Source organism: Desulfofarcimen acetoxidans DSM 771 (assembly GCF_000024205.1).
GTDB classification, from domain to species: Bacteria; Bacillota; Desulfotomaculia; order Desulfotomaculales; family Desulfofarciminaceae; genus Desulfofarcimen; species Desulfofarcimen acetoxidans.
Map to the genome: position 1 here is coordinate 2,684,586 of NC_013216.1, position 17,791 is coordinate 2,702,376.

General features: G+C 35.6%; 19 protein-coding genes and 2 pseudogenes. 7 read left to right on the forward strand and 14 right to left on the reverse strand.

What is annotated here, in order from left to right:
- Positions 1–98 precede the first annotated feature (98 nt).
- The 4 genes from DTOX_RS25345 to DTOX_RS21555 form a co-directional block, all read right to left on the reverse strand.
- On the reverse strand, positions 99–407 hold the full coding sequence (locus DTOX_RS25345; RefSeq protein ID WP_083773434.1) for a helix-turn-helix transcriptional regulator: 309 nt from the start codon (positions 405–407) through the stop codon (positions 99–101).
- A gap of 44 nt (positions 408–451) precedes the next feature.
- A complete protein-coding gene (locus DTOX_RS12375) occupies positions 452–1,057 on the reverse strand; it encodes a DNA-3-methyladenine glycosylase family protein (RefSeq protein ID WP_015758023.1) in 606 nt (201 codons plus the stop codon).
- The gene (locus DTOX_RS12380; protein WP_015758024.1) at positions 1,044–1,517 is read right to left on the reverse strand and encodes a methylated-DNA--[protein]-cysteine S-methyltransferase; all 474 of its coding nucleotides are present in this window, start codon (positions 1,515–1,517) and stop codon (positions 1,044–1,046) included. The genes DTOX_RS12375 and DTOX_RS12380 overlap by 14 nt, the downstream gene beginning before the upstream one ends.
- Before the next feature lie 823 nt (positions 1,518–2,340).
- The gene (locus DTOX_RS21555) at positions 2,341–3,486 is read right to left on the reverse strand and encodes a GGDEF domain-containing protein (protein ID WP_015758025.1); all 1,146 of its coding nucleotides are present in this window, start codon (positions 3,484–3,486) and stop codon (positions 2,341–2,343) included.
- A 435-nt stretch (positions 3,487–3,921) separates the two neighbouring features.
- Between DTOX_RS21555 and DTOX_RS12390 the strand changes: the two genes are divergently transcribed.
- Complete coding sequence (locus DTOX_RS12390; RefSeq protein ID WP_015758026.1) at positions 3,922–4,434, forward strand: GNAT family N-acetyltransferase; 513 nt, start codon at positions 3,922–3,924, stop codon at positions 4,432–4,434.
- 166 nt (positions 4,435–4,600) lie between these two features.
- Here DTOX_RS12390 and DTOX_RS12395 read toward each other — a convergent pair whose 3' ends face one another.
- Positions 4,601–4,984, reverse strand: a complete 384-nt coding sequence (locus tag DTOX_RS12395) for a DUF4368 domain-containing protein (protein WP_015758027.1) — start codon at positions 4,982–4,984, stop codon at positions 4,601–4,603.
- A 436-nt stretch (positions 4,985–5,420) separates the two neighbouring features.
- Between DTOX_RS12395 and DTOX_RS12400 the strand changes: the two genes are divergently transcribed.
- Positions 5,421–6,041 (forward strand): hypothetical protein, encoded by a 621-nt coding sequence (locus tag DTOX_RS12400; RefSeq protein ID WP_015758028.1) that lies wholly within the window; start codon positions 5,421–5,423, stop codon positions 6,039–6,041.
- A 43-nt stretch (positions 6,042–6,084) separates the two neighbouring features.
- Here the strand turns inward: DTOX_RS12400 and DTOX_RS12405 are convergent, their stop codons facing one another.
- The 4 genes from DTOX_RS12405 to DTOX_RS12415 form a co-directional block, all read right to left on the reverse strand.
- Positions 6,085–7,218, reverse strand: a complete 1,134-nt coding sequence (locus tag DTOX_RS12405) for an IS630 family transposase (RefSeq protein WP_015756644.1) — start codon at positions 7,216–7,218, stop codon at positions 6,085–6,087.
- Positions 7,219–7,657: 439 nt separating this feature from the next.
- The gene (locus tag DTOX_RS23030) at positions 7,658–7,852 is read right to left on the reverse strand and encodes a hypothetical protein (RefSeq protein ID WP_157862944.1); all 195 of its coding nucleotides are present in this window, start codon (positions 7,850–7,852) and stop codon (positions 7,658–7,660) included.
- A 531-nt stretch (positions 7,853–8,383) separates the two neighbouring features.
- Entirely contained in the window at positions 8,384–8,710 is a 327-nt protein-coding gene (locus tag DTOX_RS12410) for a YnfA family protein (RefSeq protein WP_015758030.1), read from the reverse strand.
- The gene (locus tag DTOX_RS12415; RefSeq protein WP_015758031.1) at positions 8,700–9,110 is read right to left on the reverse strand and encodes a MerR family transcriptional regulator; all 411 of its coding nucleotides are present in this window, start codon (positions 9,108–9,110) and stop codon (positions 8,700–8,702) included. Before DTOX_RS12415 ends, DTOX_RS12410 begins: the two co-directional genes overlap by 11 nt.
- A 110-nt stretch (positions 9,111–9,220) precedes the next feature.
- On the opposite strand from DTOX_RS12415, the gene DTOX_RS12420 reads away from it, so the two are divergent.
- Positions 9,221–9,538: a hypothetical protein gene (locus DTOX_RS12420; RefSeq protein WP_015758032.1), complete on the forward strand. Its 318-nt coding sequence runs from the start codon at positions 9,221–9,223 to the stop codon at positions 9,536–9,538.
- Between the two features lie 531 nt (positions 9,539–10,069).
- Here the strand turns inward: DTOX_RS12420 and DTOX_RS12425 are convergent.
- The 3 genes from DTOX_RS12425 to DTOX_RS23035 all read right to left on the reverse strand — a co-directional run bounded on the left by DTOX_RS12425 (position 10,070) and on the right by DTOX_RS23035 (position 12,407).
- Positions 10,070–11,017, reverse strand: a complete 948-nt coding sequence (locus DTOX_RS12425) for a DUF3231 family protein (protein ID WP_015758033.1) — start codon at positions 11,015–11,017, stop codon at positions 10,070–10,072.
- Between the two features lie 113 nt (positions 11,018–11,130).
- Complete coding sequence (locus DTOX_RS12430; RefSeq protein ID WP_015758034.1) at positions 11,131–12,135, reverse strand: DUF3231 family protein; 1,005 nt, start codon at positions 12,133–12,135, stop codon at positions 11,131–11,133.
- A 131-nt stretch (positions 12,136–12,266) separates the two neighbouring features.
- The gene (locus tag DTOX_RS23035) at positions 12,267–12,407 is read right to left on the reverse strand and encodes a hypothetical protein (protein WP_015758035.1); all 141 of its coding nucleotides are present in this window, start codon (positions 12,405–12,407) and stop codon (positions 12,267–12,269) included.
- 483 nt (positions 12,408–12,890) lie between these two features.
- Between DTOX_RS23035 and DTOX_RS12435 the strand changes: the two genes are divergently transcribed.
- The 4 genes and pseudogenes from DTOX_RS12435 (at position 12,891) to DTOX_RS24845 (ending at position 16,018) form a co-directional block, all read left to right on the forward strand.
- Entirely contained in the window at positions 12,891–13,187 is a 297-nt protein-coding gene (locus tag DTOX_RS12435; protein WP_042315797.1) for a DUF3231 family protein, read from the forward strand.
- A gap of 249 nt (positions 13,188–13,436) precedes the next feature.
- Positions 13,437–15,149, forward strand: coding sequence for an IS1634 family transposase (locus DTOX_RS12440; RefSeq protein WP_015758036.1), 1,713 nt, complete (start codon positions 13,437–13,439; stop codon positions 15,147–15,149).
- A gap of 89 nt (positions 15,150–15,238) precedes the next feature.
- Positions 15,239–15,496: pseudogene (locus DTOX_RS24840) on the forward strand (DUF3231 family protein); the annotation flags it as partial.
- Positions 15,491–16,018 (forward strand): DUF3231 family protein, encoded by a 528-nt coding sequence (locus DTOX_RS24845; RefSeq protein WP_340140021.1) that lies wholly within the window; start codon positions 15,491–15,493, stop codon positions 16,016–16,018. The pseudogene DTOX_RS24840 and the gene DTOX_RS24845, both read left to right, overlap by 6 nt.
- A 326-nt stretch (positions 16,019–16,344) precedes the next feature.
- On the opposite strand, the gene DTOX_RS12450 is transcribed toward DTOX_RS24845, so the two are convergent.
- The gene (locus tag DTOX_RS12450; RefSeq protein WP_042315799.1) at positions 16,345–16,842 is read right to left on the reverse strand and encodes a helix-turn-helix domain-containing protein; all 498 of its coding nucleotides are present in this window, start codon (positions 16,840–16,842) and stop codon (positions 16,345–16,347) included.
- Positions 16,843–16,923: 81 nt separating this feature from the next.
- Positions 16,924–17,361, reverse strand: a pseudogene (locus DTOX_RS12455) (AAA family ATPase); the annotation flags it as partial.
- Positions 17,362–17,791 lie beyond the last annotated feature (430 nt).

Sequence of the window (17,791 nt, forward strand, 5' to 3'; positions counted from 1 at the left end):
TTTTATCATCAGCACATGACTGACCAATCATCCGAGGCGAGTGAATATTATGGTGCTGTATACTGTGCGTTTGCTGGCACTTATAATCATCTTTCTCATCACCTATTGCACAATCCGGCGCTATCAGTTTTTCTATATTCATTAGGCGTTATACCAGTATACTTTTTAAAACATTCATAAAAAGTGGATAAGCTCCCGAATCCACACAAAAGAGCAATGTTCAGTACATTCATATGTGCATCAGAAAGAAGTTGGGTTGCCTTTTTTATTCGCAATTTATTGATATACTCAATAGGAGTTATGTTGAATTGCTGTTTGAACAGGCGAATCAAATGATTTTGACTAACGTGTAACTGTTTAATTTCTAATGTGAGCTTATTGCTATTATCAAAACAGTTATCATAGATGTTTAATGTTTTAACTTAATAAATAACGAAATTTACTCCGTATATTAGCGGCCAGCAGCTATTTCCCAAAGATAGAGTGATGCTATTGTACAGTACGGTGAATATCTCCTTTTATATTTCTCGAATTTTGCTTTATCCAATTTTCTGTGGTGATATAACATCATTATTCCTCGCCTAATTGCAAGATCACCCCAGCTCATTACATTGGGTCTCTGCATGGAAAATGTCATCAGCATTTCAGCAGTCCAAACGCCTATACCATTCAAAGCAGACAAGCGTTTGCATACCTCCTCGTCAGGTAGTTCTGATAATTCATCAATATTGAATTCACCTTGCATCACAGCATCGGCGATACTTTTTATGTAGATAGCTTTTTTCATCGTAATACCACATTGTTGTATTTCTTCAGCAGTAGTGTATGCAATTTTTTGTGACGTAATCTCATCAAAACGCTCCAAAAACCTGTTCCAGACGGTAGCAGCTGCCTTACTAGAGATTTGCTGACTAATAATGCTATGCACAAGGGCAGCAAACAAATCGGGGATGATCTCACGTTCTATTATCCCGATTCTTTCGATGGCTTCTGCCAGCTTCTTATCCTTCTTCTTTAAATAATCTATTTCAACTTGACCATAATTAAAAATTTCCATATAACCTCTCTAACTCCAAAAGATACTCTTTGATTTGAAGTCCCCCAAGATAGCCGACCAACTTTCCGTTTGCGCCGATAACCCGATGGCAGGGTATAAAAATTGGAATCGGATTTTTGTTGTTTGCAAGTCCTACCGCTCTTGATGCTTTTGGTTTACCAACGCTCTGCGCAATCTCTCCGTAGCTCCGTGTTTCACCATAGGGAATAGTGCGTAAAGCTTCCCAAACGCTAAGCATGAACTCTGTACTGTTAGGGGCAATGGGTAGCGCAAATTTCTTACGTTTTCCTGCAAGGTAGCTCCGCAGCTGTTCAGCTGCCTCTTTGAGAAGATTTGTTTCTTGTACGACAAAGTCTTCGGCAATGTTTTCCTCTTGAAAATATAGATTCGTAATGGCGGTTCCGTTTTCTGCTATTCTTATTTCCCCAATATCTGTTTGATAGAAAAATATACTTCTCATGGTTTAACGCCTCCATACTACAAACGACATTATCTCCTATCTTTATTTTAATTATAGCAAGAATTGTTCATATCTGTCTTCCGGTATTTCACCATGTAATTCCGGCAAGGGTATCCTCCAAGCGCAATGTCTTCGGCAACAAACTGATCGAGAGAAATTATCTCCGGAGCACGCCGCCTGAGGTTGTTCAAACAGGCATTTACTATAACCTAACGCAGCTAGTGCTTAAAGGGCCGGCTAAGTTGAAATTTATCCAGCCTAGTCAACACTTTCACGAGTACTTCCTGGGTAAGATCCATGGCATCTTCATGTAAACTGGCAGGAAACCAATATTGACCGCTTTGACAAAGCAAAGAAATACACTATACAGGAATTAAAAGAAAAGGGCTATACATTGACCTTTGCGGCTTCTCCCACGAGGAAAAAAAGTTTTTAAGCCAAAAGAGTTGATAGAAAACATATTCACAGTCTGGCACTTCCTTTAAAATTATATCCTCTGCCACAACGGTTCAATTACCTCATAAAGCTTTATTTTCTTTTGACTCCAGAAAAGAAAACTACCACGAAGTAACGCGACCATGATGGGCGTATCCGAGAGGGTGAGGGTTCAAGTCCCTCCTCCGACACCAAAATAAAAACGAAGCCGAATGCTGATAAAACGTTCGGATTTTTTAATTTTGAACACTTTTTATACACAATTTCCCTACCATAGTCCGATTTAACAAATCTAAACGTATTGCTACTTTTTTAGTCAGTTAGCAAATAAGATACGGTCTAGGCCTTCAAAGCTGTTAGCTGTGCCCGGATCAAGTAATATATACCACTAGTAAGATGGAGCTTCTACAAATATAATCGTTGTATTTTTTGTTTCTTTCGCTCTATATAGGGCCTTGTCTGCAACATGTACCAATTCATCTAGATTTGTTGTAAGGTTTGTTGAACTTAAACCTATGCTAATCGTAATTTGACACATAAATTCAATTGCTTCAACAGATTTGCGAATTCTCTCTACTACTTCATAAGCAGTCTCAATGTCTGCATTGGAAAAAACAATTGCAAATTCCTCTCCGCCCCAACGAACCACCGTATCAATGCGTCGAACATTTTGTCTTAAAGTGTTTGCTATCTTTTTCAACGCTACATCACCTGCAAGATGTCCGAATGTGTCATTGATTTTTTTAAAGTTGTCCACATCTATAATAGCTAAGGATGTAGGGTTACCCGTTCTATTTGTTCGTTCAAGCTCCTCTTGTAAGTTCACATGAAAGAATTGCCTATTCCACAGACCTGTTAGAGTATCAATTCCCACTCCTTTTCTTAACTTATCAATTAAATAAAAGAATAGGATACTGCATATCAGCAACAGTGAGACTATAATCGCATTGTATAAAACCACGGTTTTCAAATTTAAACTGGGATTAAGTAGCCCGACAAAGTTAAAGAAAACTGCAGTTAGTAACATTAGTAAGATGAACAATGCCGGGTTGTTAGTTGATGGCGAGGCCAAATCCTTTTTGTACTTATACGTTCTTATTAAAAGTATAATTGAAATATTAATTGTGTTTTGGATTAACACTCCAAACAGTAATAGTAATATATGTTGATGAAAATAGGTTACCGTATATCCAAAAACCTCCACAGAAATCAATGCAACTACGGTTTCCCCTAAAGCATCAATTATCGAAAATATGGCAACAGAAAAGAATGCCTCTTTCAGCTTGAAGTTGCAAATTACCTTTAATAAGAACAGCGTAACCAAAATGTAAAATAATGATTTATAAGCATAGTTTAACCCACCTGGAACATTTAATATTACACCATTAGCTAAGGTTCCAGAGATTAAAAATAAGTGGTTTTGTTTAAGACTTGTTCTTGCACCAAACAATGTAAGTGTTAAGTATAATACTGCAACGACATTTAGCCCCATAGCAAAAAAATTATATGCAATTATAGACGGGGGTAACAACAAACCAAATCATCTCCTTAAAAATATCTTTTCTCCATATTTTCGGAAATTCCTTTAATTTTTTAGAGTCATCGGTACCGACTGCCACTTTTTTGTATCATTAGACCACCTGGTCAATAAATAATTTTGCAAGGCGCCTCCCCTTCTTGTTGCTTAGTAAGTTTTCGAAATAAAAAAAAGAACTCACCAATGTTAGCTAGTGAGTCCTGATTGTTTAAAGTTTGATGTATATTTTCCTTTTTATGCGACATATAACTTCTTGCGTATATTAGAAAACATGGTATAATTTACTAGAAATTCATAAAGGAGTTGATTAGATGACGGTATTGTTAATAGCACTAATAAGGGGTTACGGAAGTCCTTCCTAGTTTCTTACGCATGTTCTAACCATGAAAGGATTCTTCTGTAACAATAATATTTTTAGGAGGAATCCCCAAAATGGTTGTAATCAGACCTGAATCTCTAATAGAATATCCCGCAGTTTATAATGTTAATTTAAAGGCATTTAACCAAGACTGTGAACCAAATCTGGTCGAAGCTATCAGAAAATCAGACAACTATATTCCCGAATTATCTTTAGTGGCAGTAATCAATAACACAGTTGTGGGACATATAATGTTTAGTATCATTGCTATAGAAACGGATAATGAACATATACCGGTTCTTTCACTTGCACCACTAGCGGTTCTTCCGGATTACCAGAACCGTAGTATTGGTTCCAAGCTTATTAAACACGGCTTGAATGAATGTAGAAAATTGGGATATACAATAGTGATTGTAGTTGGTCACCCAAATTATTATCCACGTTTCGGTTTTATACCAGCTAGGTCTCAATATCTGGAAGCAACATTCGAAGTGCCGGATGAAGCATTTATGGTTCTTGAACTTAGTTCCGGAGCATTGATGAATATAAAAGGAACTGTTAAATATCCACCTAAGTTTGGCATTTAACTTAAAATTTTGATATTTAGTAAAAAAGAAGGTTTCTATTCCGGAGCCTTCTTTTTATTTGGACATTACCAACAAGTTATTCGAAAGAGTAATCCTTTCTACCTAAAATAAAAGGCCCGTTAGCCAAAGCCAGTGAGCCTTTTATTTTCTCCCTGTATAAACTGCTTCAAACAGCCTCTCTGTAATAACTTTCCGATAAATTCATACACGGCATATTCCAAAAAATCTCTATATCCAGCTTCGGCCTGTTATACTCGCCGATTTCATCTGTTTCCTTTATAATTATCTTGTCAATCAACAGGCTAATATTAGTATTTGTAAGGGCTTTCTTATGAATAATTTCTTTCAGTATATCTATACTCTTAACAATATTTTCCTTATCATATTCGTTAGATTCCTCAAGCTTTGCCAATTCAATAAGCTGTTCTTCAAATTTGGCCAGTTCCCTATTTGCATCGCCTGATAGCTCCAGGAACAATTTCTCATTGATAAAGCCCTGGGCCAACTGCCCTGAGTATCCCTTAATTTCTTCTTCCTTTGCCAGAGCCAACGCATCACGGAAGCTCCCTATACATTACTCACCAGGAAATCCATGCTTGCCACGGGCAACGTCGCGGATTCACGAGGGGTATTAGTAATCGGCTTTCCTATTTAATTGCTGAAAGCAGAAATGTCTCCCATTTTTATCATGTCAAGGTCGTTATTATCGATAAGCCGTTGTATCGGCATCGTAAAGTTTTGCAAAAATCGCGAAAATCCATAACATCCCGATAACCAACACTACATAAACTTTATGGCAGTAAATATCTTAATGAAATTTAGAAAGGGGATTATCTTCCATAGGGCGAATATATAAATGGAATATTTGCTCTGTTTCTGAAATACTCCGAGATTGAAGATATTCTTTACGACTATTACTCAAGTCTCATTAATAAGAAATTTATGAACAGGCTTCTTACCTGCCCCGTTTATTTATAGAGTGCAATATGATCCAGAATTTAAAAAATGCTAACACTGGAGGAATTATAATAGCAAAAATATTTATCCAGATAGAGAAAGCTGAAGATGTTGTTACTTCATTTAAAATAGTTGGTAAGCTAAAAGCACTTTACTATTTTGGCGTAAATTATTCCAATTATGTCACAGAAACAGAAAAATTTCTTTTTGACTTCCTAGTATATCAAAATAGGTTTCCAATTTTCTTTTACTTTGAAGCAGACAATGATTTTAAAAATATTGTAGGAAATTTTAATGCAAATCAAATAGATTACACCTTAGACCGCTTAGCCGATAAGTCTTGGGTATTCTCTATAAAAGAAGGGTTACAGAAGTATAATATCCCTTTATTTCGAGTTCGGGTAGAAAATACTGCCTCTTTGAAAGTTGTGTTAAATGAAGCATTTTGTTTAGCTTCGTCAAACCAAAGATTGTTTATTTCATTCGGGGATAACTTAACTTACTACACCAAAAAAGTTAAGAACTGGCAAAAGAGGATCCTTGACAGATCTATTCTGAATCTTTCTTTAGAATTTCCAACTACATTTATAAAAGTATGCCACGATGGACAGGGCTTTCACTTATATACTAGTAGAACGATTCCTAATTAACATATCAATAAGCTAGTTAAATAATATAATTTCTACTAATAATTTAAATTATTTCAATATCATCCATTTTGTACTTCCAGCGGTAAACAGTAGGACAATCATTAATTTCTTTTATATATTTGTAAATTCTATCTTTTAATTCTTCTTTAGTTTTTACCCTAATAGCCCTCAGCATTGATTTAGCCATTTTGCCAAAAAATGATTCAATTAAGTTCAACCAGGATCCATGTTTTGGTGTAAAAACAAATTCAAAACGATTTGGGACAGTACTAAGATAAGCCCTTGTTTCTTTTGAAATATGAGCGGAGTGGTTGTCCAATATAATTACTATTTTCTCTATATCTTTGTAGTACTCACTTATCATTTTTAGAAACTCTACAAACTCAATACTACGATGGCGGTCTTCTACTTGAGCTAAGATATGACCTGTTACCAAATCAATACCGGCCATGAGACTAAGTGTACCATGGCGAACATATTCATAATCACGAGCAAGACATGAATACGTTCCAGGAGAAGGAGAAAGATCCGGAGCAATATTTTCTATAGCTTGAATACCGGGTTTTTCATCATATGATATATAAGCATACATTGATTGTTCATCATTTTTTGATACCATTTCAACTTCTTTATAGACATATAACACGTTAGCCATTTTTTGTTCAAATTCTGGATCCCTTTTTTCCAAGTAATATTTAATTTTATGTGGCTTAACTTTGTTTGCTGAAAGTATTTTTGATACTGTACCTTTTGCTAGATTTTGCAGGGTTGGATGGCCATTTTCTACACAATGATTTCGTGCATGTTTGGCTAATAAATCTGTTGTCCATAATTCATAGCTATATCCAAATTCCTTAGGTTTTTGGCAAGCAAGAGAAACAAGCCACGCTTTATCTTCTTTGGTTATTGTATCCGGCCTGCCTGAACGAGGAAGATCATTGAGTGCTATATCTAAGCCAAATTGTAAAATTTTATCTATATGTCGTTCTACTTTTGCACGGTTAGTCTCTAATATTCTACCAATTGAAGCTATTGTTTCTCCTTGATGATACAAGAGAAACATTTTAGCCCGTTCAATATGACTCACACTTTCTGTTCTTGAATGTATAATTTTTTCTAATCTATTTATTTCTTCTGTTGTCAAATCTAATTTTGCTCTTTGACTTATGAATGGCATAGTTTGGTCTCCCCACCTGTTATGTATTATAGGAAATTATATACCATGCCGATTTGTGGTTCAATGATAATTAAGAATTGCTCTACTAGTGAGGAGAAGCTATCTTCAATTGAGTTGCTTAAAAAACAATTGCCTAGTTGTTATGAATATGAGAACTTAGTTAATGGAAAAGAATAATGTATTTATTGAGTTTTTAGTTTGTGTTGCCTTGGGTATATAAAAAGTCAGTTACATTAATCCAAATTTGGTACGTGTTTGAGGTTGTTTTTTCTAGATCTTGTTTCAAAATTCCTTGTTTCAGACGTTGAATCCCAATATATAGCTCTTATTTTAAAATCAACTACTGTATATTGATGCCATAAATTGAAAAATACATTTTTGAAACAGTCTCCTTGCACTGGTGCTGCACCCGCCAACTATAAATTTTCAGCCCACCTTGCTACTTACACATAATTATCAGGTTTATTACCACCGGGTTGATTTTTCTGGCTGTTACGCTGTATATGTTGAAGGGGTTGGGATCTGTTTTGAGCCTTGCCCAACTCAACTTCCAGTGCGGCCTTTTCTTCCCTGGCCAGAACCAACGCTTATCGCAGTCTACCCAGATATCTATCGCCTCAAGCTGCAGCATCAAAGCCCCAAAACCCCGCAACCCACGTAAATATCCATGGTAATAATTGTACTGACACATCTATAAATATTTTTCTCTGCCCTCATCCTACTTTTTAATAGAAAATGTGTTGGCGAGAGAATTTCTACCTTCTCAACCAACGCATTAAATATTTCTCTACAAGCAAGTCCTGCCAACCATTCAGTACTTCAATAACTACTTTAAGACTTAATAAACATCCTACCACGAAGTAACGCGACCATGAGGGGCGTATCCGAGAGGGTGAGGGTTCAAGTCCCTCCTCTGACACCAAAATAAAAACGAAGCCGAATGTTGATAAAACGTTCGGTTTTTTATTTGTGCACTTTTTTTATACAGAATTCCCCTATTGTAAGCAGCCGGATAATTTCGTAAGGTGCCCCCCTTTGTTTGACTTCGTAAGTTTTCGAGATAAAAAAAGAACTCACCAATGTTAGCTAGTGAGTCCTGCTTGTTTATAGCATGATGTAAATTTTCATTTTAAGTATAACAGTAAATTTAAACTTATACAGCCGGTTACCTTGGCATCCAGATTATGATTATCGCACCTATCAGTGCAATCATTGCACCAATCCAATCATAACGGTCAGGCCTCTTTTTGTCTATTCCCCATCCCCATAATAGGGATAAGACAATAAAAATACCTCCATATGCCACGTATACTCTTCCGAAATTAGGATAGACCTGAAGCGTAGGGATGACACCGTATAGAATTAAAACGATTCCCCCTAATATTCCCCACATAATACTCGCGTCATATCGTAACCAAATCCATACAAAGTATCCCCCGGCTATTTCAGCTAGACCCGCTAAAAAGAAAAGTACCGCTGATCTAAATATCATTTTTCACCTCCATGCTCAACTGTATATTTTTGAAACATTCATCCCAAGACAAACAGTTACAATTCAAACTGTTTTCTAACACGTTTTGCATCGTTCTAATTTGAAGAATCTTCTCCTCCAACTCCATCCGTTTATTAACTGCCATTGCTTTCCATCTATCTGAGGGGGGGACATCTGAATCAAATCCATTCAGTAAGAATTGGATTTCCGAAATGCGAAAGCCTGCTCTTTGGGCAATCTTAATTAATTCAATCCTGCCAATTACGTTGGATTCATATCTTCTTTGACCGCCAATTCGCAGTGGCTTCGGAATCAAGCTCATTTTCTCATAAAACCTTAATGTAGATGGATTCAAGTCAACTTTCTCAGCAACATCACCAATGCTTAATATGGACAACACCTCATTTTTTCCCTATTGACTTAAAGTTAACTTTAAGTTTTATACTCAAGTAAGTATAACGGAAAAGACAAGAATTGACAAGTTTACTACTTACACGAGGAGGATTATCCATGAATCAAAACTGTAGTATTGCATGCTGTAAATTTACGTTTAGCGAGGAGGAGAAAAATCACTACACTCAACTAAGAAATAAAATATTCAACGATCTGATTCGAACAGAGGAACTAGCCGATGGATATTCTTTTATCTTTTCTGTGTCAGAAAGAGACTTTCTTCACGACCTTGCGGACTGGATTCCTCTCGAAAAAAAATGTTGCCCTTTCCTTCAATTTTCGGTATTAATAAACCAAGACGAATATGTTAGACTTCAGTTAACTGGGCCAAGTGAAGTTAAAAACTTCCTCCTGAACGAACTAGAACTTAATTAGAATTGCACTATCTAATTGTCTAATAGTACAGTTTAAAATAAAAATAAGCTCGCCAGCCCCAGTAGCCAGCGAGCCTTTTCACAATAGGCGTTGAATATGGGAATTTTAATTTCAAAAACATGATCTATACACAATCTCCGGTACCAGTGGCTATTCCAGTATGGCCGGTGAGACGGATCATTAAGGCAAACCGGTTTGTCAGGTAAAAAATCTTTATAATTTTTCAGATAACACTGAACATCTGGGCAAGGAATTGGTATTCTCATCTTGTAGTGGGACTTCGGTCACCATCTGAGAAGCATGGGGAGAGGGTCAGCAAACTCGTGACTCCTATGCTTCTAATGATGAAAGAAGCCATCTCCTTGTTTTTATTCCAAGGGATGGCTTTTCTGCTTTTACCGCTAAGATTCCTGCCTTATTGGCAAAAAATTGCTGCCTTTATATTTAAAACTCTTTTATAAATTTATTATCAAACGTTAGGGTCAATCAAAAGTTTAAAAATGTAGTTTCTTACCGCCAACTCAACAAGACTTATATCCTTAGAGAGGTAACTGCCGGAGGAATATCAAGGATAAACCTACTTTTAGCCAAAGACATGAACTTTTCATAGCTTTGGAATTGTTGATAAAGAAACTTCTCAAATAAAGCAAATAAGTCATCGCTTACTACTGTCGTAAGGGATCTCGAATCTATGATTACGTTAGCTTGCAGGGTTAATCCTAGTGCTCCCAGTGTTTCATCATCACTGGATCTTATTTTATTTACCTGTCCCGAACTATATTGTTCCGTACGTACAGGAGGTCTAGGAGGAATGGTAAATCCTTCGTTTTTAAGAACATTTTCTATCTTCTCCATCTGCGGCATTATTACATCATTACGTAAAGTTTTCATAGCACTTAATAAATTGTTATCCTTAATGCTAGCCATATATGTCTCTACTTTTACCTGGTTCAAGTGCCTGGATGTCAGAGCGTCCCATAATACACCGATTTCACTCATATTTAGCGAGTTCTGCTTTGCAGTGGCAGGGGGTGTGGGATCAAAGATATTCCTCTTTTTACCAAGAGCAAAAAAAGTTTTGTATGCTATTAGGTGATCGCCCATGAGATCTCTAAATGTCCTTCGTACTGATTCCCGGTTCGAAGCTATTACTGCACGGGCATTATACATAATGTATATTTGCCCAAACGCTACCATATTTTTTATTACCTCTTTATCAGTAAGTTTAACATTCTGGCCTGCTCCGGCTGAACCTTGTATTAACTTAGACTCTGGACGGGGTGGTACAGTAAACCCTTCCTTCTTTAATTCATCTTCCAATTTTTTTATTTTTAAAAAATATACACCTGTCGTTAATGCTTTTAAATATATCTGTAACTCAGGATCTTCGGTATTCATAAGATACATTTCTGCCACTTCTATTAGTTTATAGCCAGAAGTAAGTCCTTCCCAAAGATGATATATCTCCCCTGCATGCATCGGTTTTTCTTCTTCGGTTTTTTTGGTAGGGTAAGAGCTTCTTAAATACTTCTAACATATTGACATCCTCACAAAATTTTTTATGATAAGTTAAGTATAAATAGTTTAAGAAATCACATTCTAATGGAACTTACCTTAGGCGGATTATCTAGGACAAATCTACTTTTAGCGAGGGACATAAGCTTTTCATAACCTTCAAATTCCTTATAAAGAAAGCTTTTAAAAAGACTAAATATGTCATCCCTAAGTATTGTCATTAAAGCTCTTGAATGCATAATTATGGCAGACTGAAAAGCTAAAGTAAGAACTCCTAGAGTTTCATCATCACTAGCTCTTATTTTATTTATTTGTCCTGGGCTATATTGTTCTGTGCGTATAGGAGGTCTGGGAGGAATACTAAACCCTTCGCTTTTAAGAATGTTTTCTAACTTCTCCATCTGTGGAAAAACAATCCCATTGAGTCCCCATTTGATAAGTTTAATTAAATCATTATCTTGTATACTTGCTAGATATGTTTCTAAGTTAACTTGACTTAGGTGTCTGGCTGTTAATTCATCCCATATTACACCAACCTCAGCCATATTAAGTGCATTCTGTCTTACTGTTGCCGCTGGGGGAATGTCAAAAACATTTCTTTGTTTACCAAGCTTAATAAAGGCCTTATATGCTATAATATGCTCACCCATCAGATTTTTAAATATCTTGCGAATCGATTCCCTACTGGATGCCATCACTGCACGTGCATTAAACATAATATATATCTGACCTTGAGATACCATAATCTTTACTACCTCTTTATCGGTAAGCTTGACTTCTTGACCTGTTCCAGGAGCACCCTGTTTTAACTTAGAAACAGGCCGTGGTGGTACAGTAAAACCTTCGTTTTTTAACACATCTTCTATTTTTCTGATTTCTACCAGAAAAATGCCTGTTGTTAGTGCTTTCAGCAGTAACTGAAGTTCAGGATCTTCAGTGTTCATTAGATACATTTCTGCTTCTTCTATCAGCTTATAACCGCCGGTAAGTCCTTCCCATAGATGGTATACCTCACCTGCATGCATGGGTTTTTCTTCTTCAGTATGCTGGAAGGGTATCAACTTTTTAAATAACTCTAACATAATTATCACCCTTTAGAATCTATATGCTTACACACCAGATGGGCTTGCTCAAACAAAATAAGATGTTTTTGTAATAGCTCTAACAATTCCAATAAAATCAAGGCTTTAGTAGATTTAAAGTTTTAATATGCCTAATAATCTTTGTCCTGTGTTTTCCCAGAATTATATGCAATAATATATGAACCAAAAACTAGTGAGCAAACCCCAACCAAAGTCCGAAAACCAGTCTCCTCTATATGTTTTTTAAACTGTGGTAGCAGAGATTCATCCATTACAACCACCTCTCTACTATATTATCAGATCCTTTATGATAGTTTTTCTTAAGGTATCGATTCTATGTCTGGTAAGTACCGTTTGACATGCAATATAAAATAGTATTTCATTTTCATTACATTTTAGTCCATTAATTTTTAGTTCTGGGGTAATAATATATAAGAAAAAATCTAAAACAGTATCGATGCCGGAGTGTTATAATGGAAAATGCTTTTTTGAAAAACAGGAAACTTTTAAAAGGATTACAAACAGTAGGTAATAGAAGGATGAAACATGGAAATAAAAAATCCTGTTGAACAATCCCCTGAGAAAGATTTTGATTCAGTGATGAATAATAAACAGAACAAAATATAAGATTGACTTTGTGGTACTTGCAAACCTTTGGGGCGTCTACATGAACAGCGGTGTCAAAATTTTCTTTGAAAATGTAAATGATAATAGTAAATATATTCTAAAAAAATATATTGATGGGGGAACAAAAAATGGAAATACGTCAAAGCAATACCGAGCCTTCACCACTTAACGATGTAAAAACAGTTAATAAGGCCATTGAAGCCGAACGAAACGTAAGAATTACTTCATCAGAACTTGCTAATCTTTGGGCTTCTTGGATGGAAAGTAGTATTAAGGAACGTATTATTAGTTACTTTTTAAGAACAGTTGAAGATAAAGATGTGAAACAAATCTTAGAATATACACTGGGTATCGCAAAAAAACACCTTAACATAATTTCACAAATTTATTCTAGCGGGAGTTTACGAATTAGCATGTCGTTATGAACAAATGAACAGAAATTATCATCTAAAAAACTAGTGGAGGCCTTGATTTTAAAGGACTTTTTTGCAATTAAAAAGTGGTATTGATGAAGAAAAAGTGTATTACCCTACCGCATAACTCATATTTAACATTTTAGACATGTTTTTTGGTTATGAAATGCTTAATTTCAAAGACTTTATTGATGTATGCAGGAATTTTATGCATAAGTGTCGAAGTTATGTATTACCCTACCATAATAAAGGGAGGTTTCCATGGCTTCGATCATTAAAAAGAAGAAAAAAAATCAATTTTATTACTATCTGGTAGAGTCTGCCCGAGTTAACGGTAAGCCAAGAATTGTCCGGCAAAAATATCTTGGACGTGCCGAGGATATTGCCAAGGCTGTTGAAGGCAAATCTGATTTGGAAAATCCCAAGTACAGTATTGTTTTAGAGTTTGGCACCGTGTGTGCTTTGTATGATATTGCCAAGCAGCTCGGTGTTATTGAAATAATTGATAAGTATGCTCCCAAACGCGAACAAGGGTTAAGTGTCGGAGAATATATGCTGCTGGCTGCTATAAACAGGGTCGTTAAACCTGTTAGCAAGTTCCAAATTGGTGAATGGTATGATAAAACAATGCTTTATAGAATGCTGCCTGCTCCAAAACAATCATTAACAAGTCAAAGATTCTGGGATAATATGAGTTTATTATCTGACTCAGCTATTGAGAGTTTTGAAAATGAATTTACGCAACTTATCGTTGATAAATATAATCTTTCTACCGATTTGCTTATTTACGATGCAACCAACTTTTTTACATATATTGATACGTTATCAGCCGATAAGTTACCACAACGGGGCCACAGCAAGGAAAAGAGGTCTGATTTGAAGATTGTCGGTTTAGCAATGATGGTTACTCCCGATTTCAATGTCCCTCTTTTTTATGATGTTTATCCGGGCAATGACAACGACTCTGTTGAGTTTAAGGCAGTTATTGAGAAACTTAAGAACCGCTATATTAATATTTGCGGTAAACCGGGAAATGCAACCCTTGTTTTTGATAAGGGAAACAATTCTCTAAATAATATGGATCTTGTTATGAGCGGTGAATTTGCTTTTAATGTTGTAGGTTCTCTTAGGCTTTCTCAAAATAAATCCTTGCTTGATATTCCAATTCAAGAATACGAGTCGGTTAACAGTGATAATTTTAGAAATGTTAAGGCATACCGGACTACGCTTTCCGTTTATAACCGGGAAATGACAGTTTTAGTGGTTTGCAATCCTGAGTTATTTGCCGGACAGATGCAGAGCATTGCAATTAATATTGAAAAATGTACTCTTAAGTTACGAGTACTGCAGAAATCATTACTTGATCGTGTTGCCGGTGTAACTACAAAAGGGCGTAAGCCCACGGTTACATCTGTACAAAAAAATGTTGCCACTATTCTTCACGGCGAGTTTATGAGTGATATTTTCGATGTTCAGATATATGAACAAGATGGTCTTGCTCATCTTGATTTTTCTATTAATATCAAACAATTTAACTATGTTAAAGAACATTTTCTTGGCAAGACAGTCTTATTTACGGATAATCATGATTGGCCAAATGATAAGATAATCTCCACATACAGATCACAATATCATATAGAAGACGATTTTAGGCAAATGAAAGACACTACATTTTTAGGTTTTCGTCCAATACATCATTGGACTGATCAAAAAATTAAAGTTCATGCTTTCTATTGCGTACTGGCCTTAAGACTTTGTTGTTTGTTAAACCGCGTTCTGCATGAAAATGGCCTTAAAATGAGTATAAACAAAATGCTGTCAAGATTATCTGATATTAAACAGGTTATTACCGTTTATCCAAAGAAGGGTAATTCAAAAAAGGACAGGGAGTGTTTTTCATTAACGAAAATATCTGCTGAAGAAAAGAGATTATTAGAGGTTTTAGATATAGGGAAGTATACACTTGGTGGGTAATACACTTTTATCCCTCCGATGCCTTGTGATTGCTGGCATAGAAGGGATCTGTTTCTAATAATTCGTAAACTCCCGCTAGGGAAAACCACCCCACTCCTATTGGCTTTACGGATGAAGATGTAAATCTTAAAGCTCCCCGTCTTTTTTCCGATTCTGCAATTTTATTTTTTATAGAAGAATTGACTAGAAGTAGACTTGAAGGGTATAGTACTGCTATATATATGTGTACCCGTACGGATATTCGTAAATATTTTACAGAATGTGTTGCAGATCCGGCAGAAATTTATAACAGAGTCATAAGTGCTATGTTGTCTAAAGGGTTATATATAAGACCACCGTATATTCCTGTTCCTGAGAACATAGATTTTGCAAAAAAACAAAGTTATCTGTCCGGTTTTCTAGGTAAACAAAGACCCCTTAATTCTATAGAAATTTCTCATCTATTTTCAGAGCTTCAAAGAAATTTACAAAGAAATGCTATGTGTATTGGTTTTAGTCAGGTAGCCAGATCGGAACAAGTACAACGTTATATGGAAAAGGGAAAAGAAATTGCATCTATACATGTTAAAACCTTCAGTTCATTGTTAATGAATAATAATTTACCTGTGTCAATGACCTGGGATTCTGGTGTTACAGAATCAAAAATTTCACCATTCTCAGATAAGCTTATGATGCAACAAATAAGGTCATCTAATGTTGTATTAAGTGCATCCTATGGTAGAGCTTTGTCCGTTGTAAGGCACGATTTAATGGTAGTCTTCTTACAGCTACAGGCAGAAATCTTAAAATTTTTAGAGGACGGGTTAAAAATTATAATTGAAAATGGTTGGTTTGAAAAGCCGCCACAGGCTAAAGAACATTTACATTAAGTTTTCCAACTAAACCTGACTTCGTCACATCTCAAGGAAAATGCACAACAAGTAAACTAATTAGAAATTATTTTAACTGAGTTAAACGCAATAATCCTACTAGTCAATTTCATGAGTTATGCAGTTACAGGTAAATGGTCCCAATCAAATAACAATAAAACCCAACTTCCGAATTATAAAATTTAAATTTTCCATATAATGGTGCATAATTAATATTAATTACAACCATAAAAATAAGTAATCCATTAAATGGAAGGATATCGCCCTTTTGTGTCGAATCATCACTACTATATAGAACCGAAATAACATGGAGTAGTATTTCACATTCAGTGAGATTTTTTTAACTCTTCCAGCTCATCTTTGGCTAATACATAAGTGGGACGATTATAATGAAAATCCATCTTAAGAAGCATGCGCCAAACACCATCTGATGTATATTTAACGCCGTATGTATCATGAATGTAAGAAGCGAGGGTTTTACAATTCCAAGTAGTATGGGTACTAAAACCAACCTCTGATGGTGATTGTTTCAGTACCTCTTTGACCTCTTCTTTTTGTTCATTGGTTAGCCTTGGCGGTCTTCCCGGTTTTTTTGATACATGAAGCAGTTTTTCAACTCCACCTTCATTAAAGTAAGCAACGTATTTTCTTATGGTTTGTTCACTTATATCAAGATATTCGGCAATCTGCTTTGCTTGTCTCCCTTTCATGACAAGAATAACAGCTTGAACTCTGCATCTTAGTTTATATGGTGTTTCTCTTTTTATCTTATTCAAATCCTCAATGGTTAAATTTTGTGGATTGTTTAAATGCAATTTCCTCATGGTAATAATACCCCTCCCCACACTTGATTCTATTTTACAGGATAGGAGTAGAAATTACCATTACTTTATTAGTCGTTTCTATATAGTAAAACGGCTAAAATGCTCCATTCCCGCTTCTGTATCAACTGCTACAAAATCATAGTTTTCGCCCAAGTTTTCTATATACATACGCAAAAGGTTATTCGCAACACAATAACACCCCGGCCCCTGGGGATTTCCCATAACTAATAAGTCTAGATCCTGACCCTTAATAAGAGCTTGTTGAAATTTATCTTTAGTGTTTAAGGTACATCGCATTTCATCCGGAATAGTCTTCAGATTTTTTATCTCCTCCAAATAATCAGAAATAGTAGTGGTGACAGTTAATCCTAAAGCTTCATTTAAATTAGCATTAGGATCGGCATCTACAGCTAAAATCGAAATTCCTGTTTTCTTACGTACCATTTGTCTTAACATCAAGGTCATAAAGGTAGTTTTACCAACTCCGCCTTTTCCGGCAACAGCAACATATTTGGTCACATTAATTCCTCCCTAATTGCTTGAGATTATATGTATATAATATTAATTCTCAGGACTAAAAGCAAGCTTGGATGCGCAGAAAATTATAATATATTACCATTAACTACTATGTGGAGCTTAAATCATCTGCCGGAAAGAATAAACAAACCTGCGAACAGAAGCAGGATGATAACTGGCATGATTTTCTATTTGCACATTTTCTCGTGTTTTAAATAGGAGCACACAGCTCATCACAATGGCGCAGATTATGGTAATAGCAACAGCCGTCTGATAACTAAACACATAAGGAAGAAAAAGCATCATAAAAATACCGATTCCGAATTCCGTAAGTCCCTGAACAAATGCGGACAAGCTACTATTAAAATCAAAAATAAAAAAACTCCCATTTCCATATCTTTATACCTCCCTAACTTTGTTGTATTTGTTAATA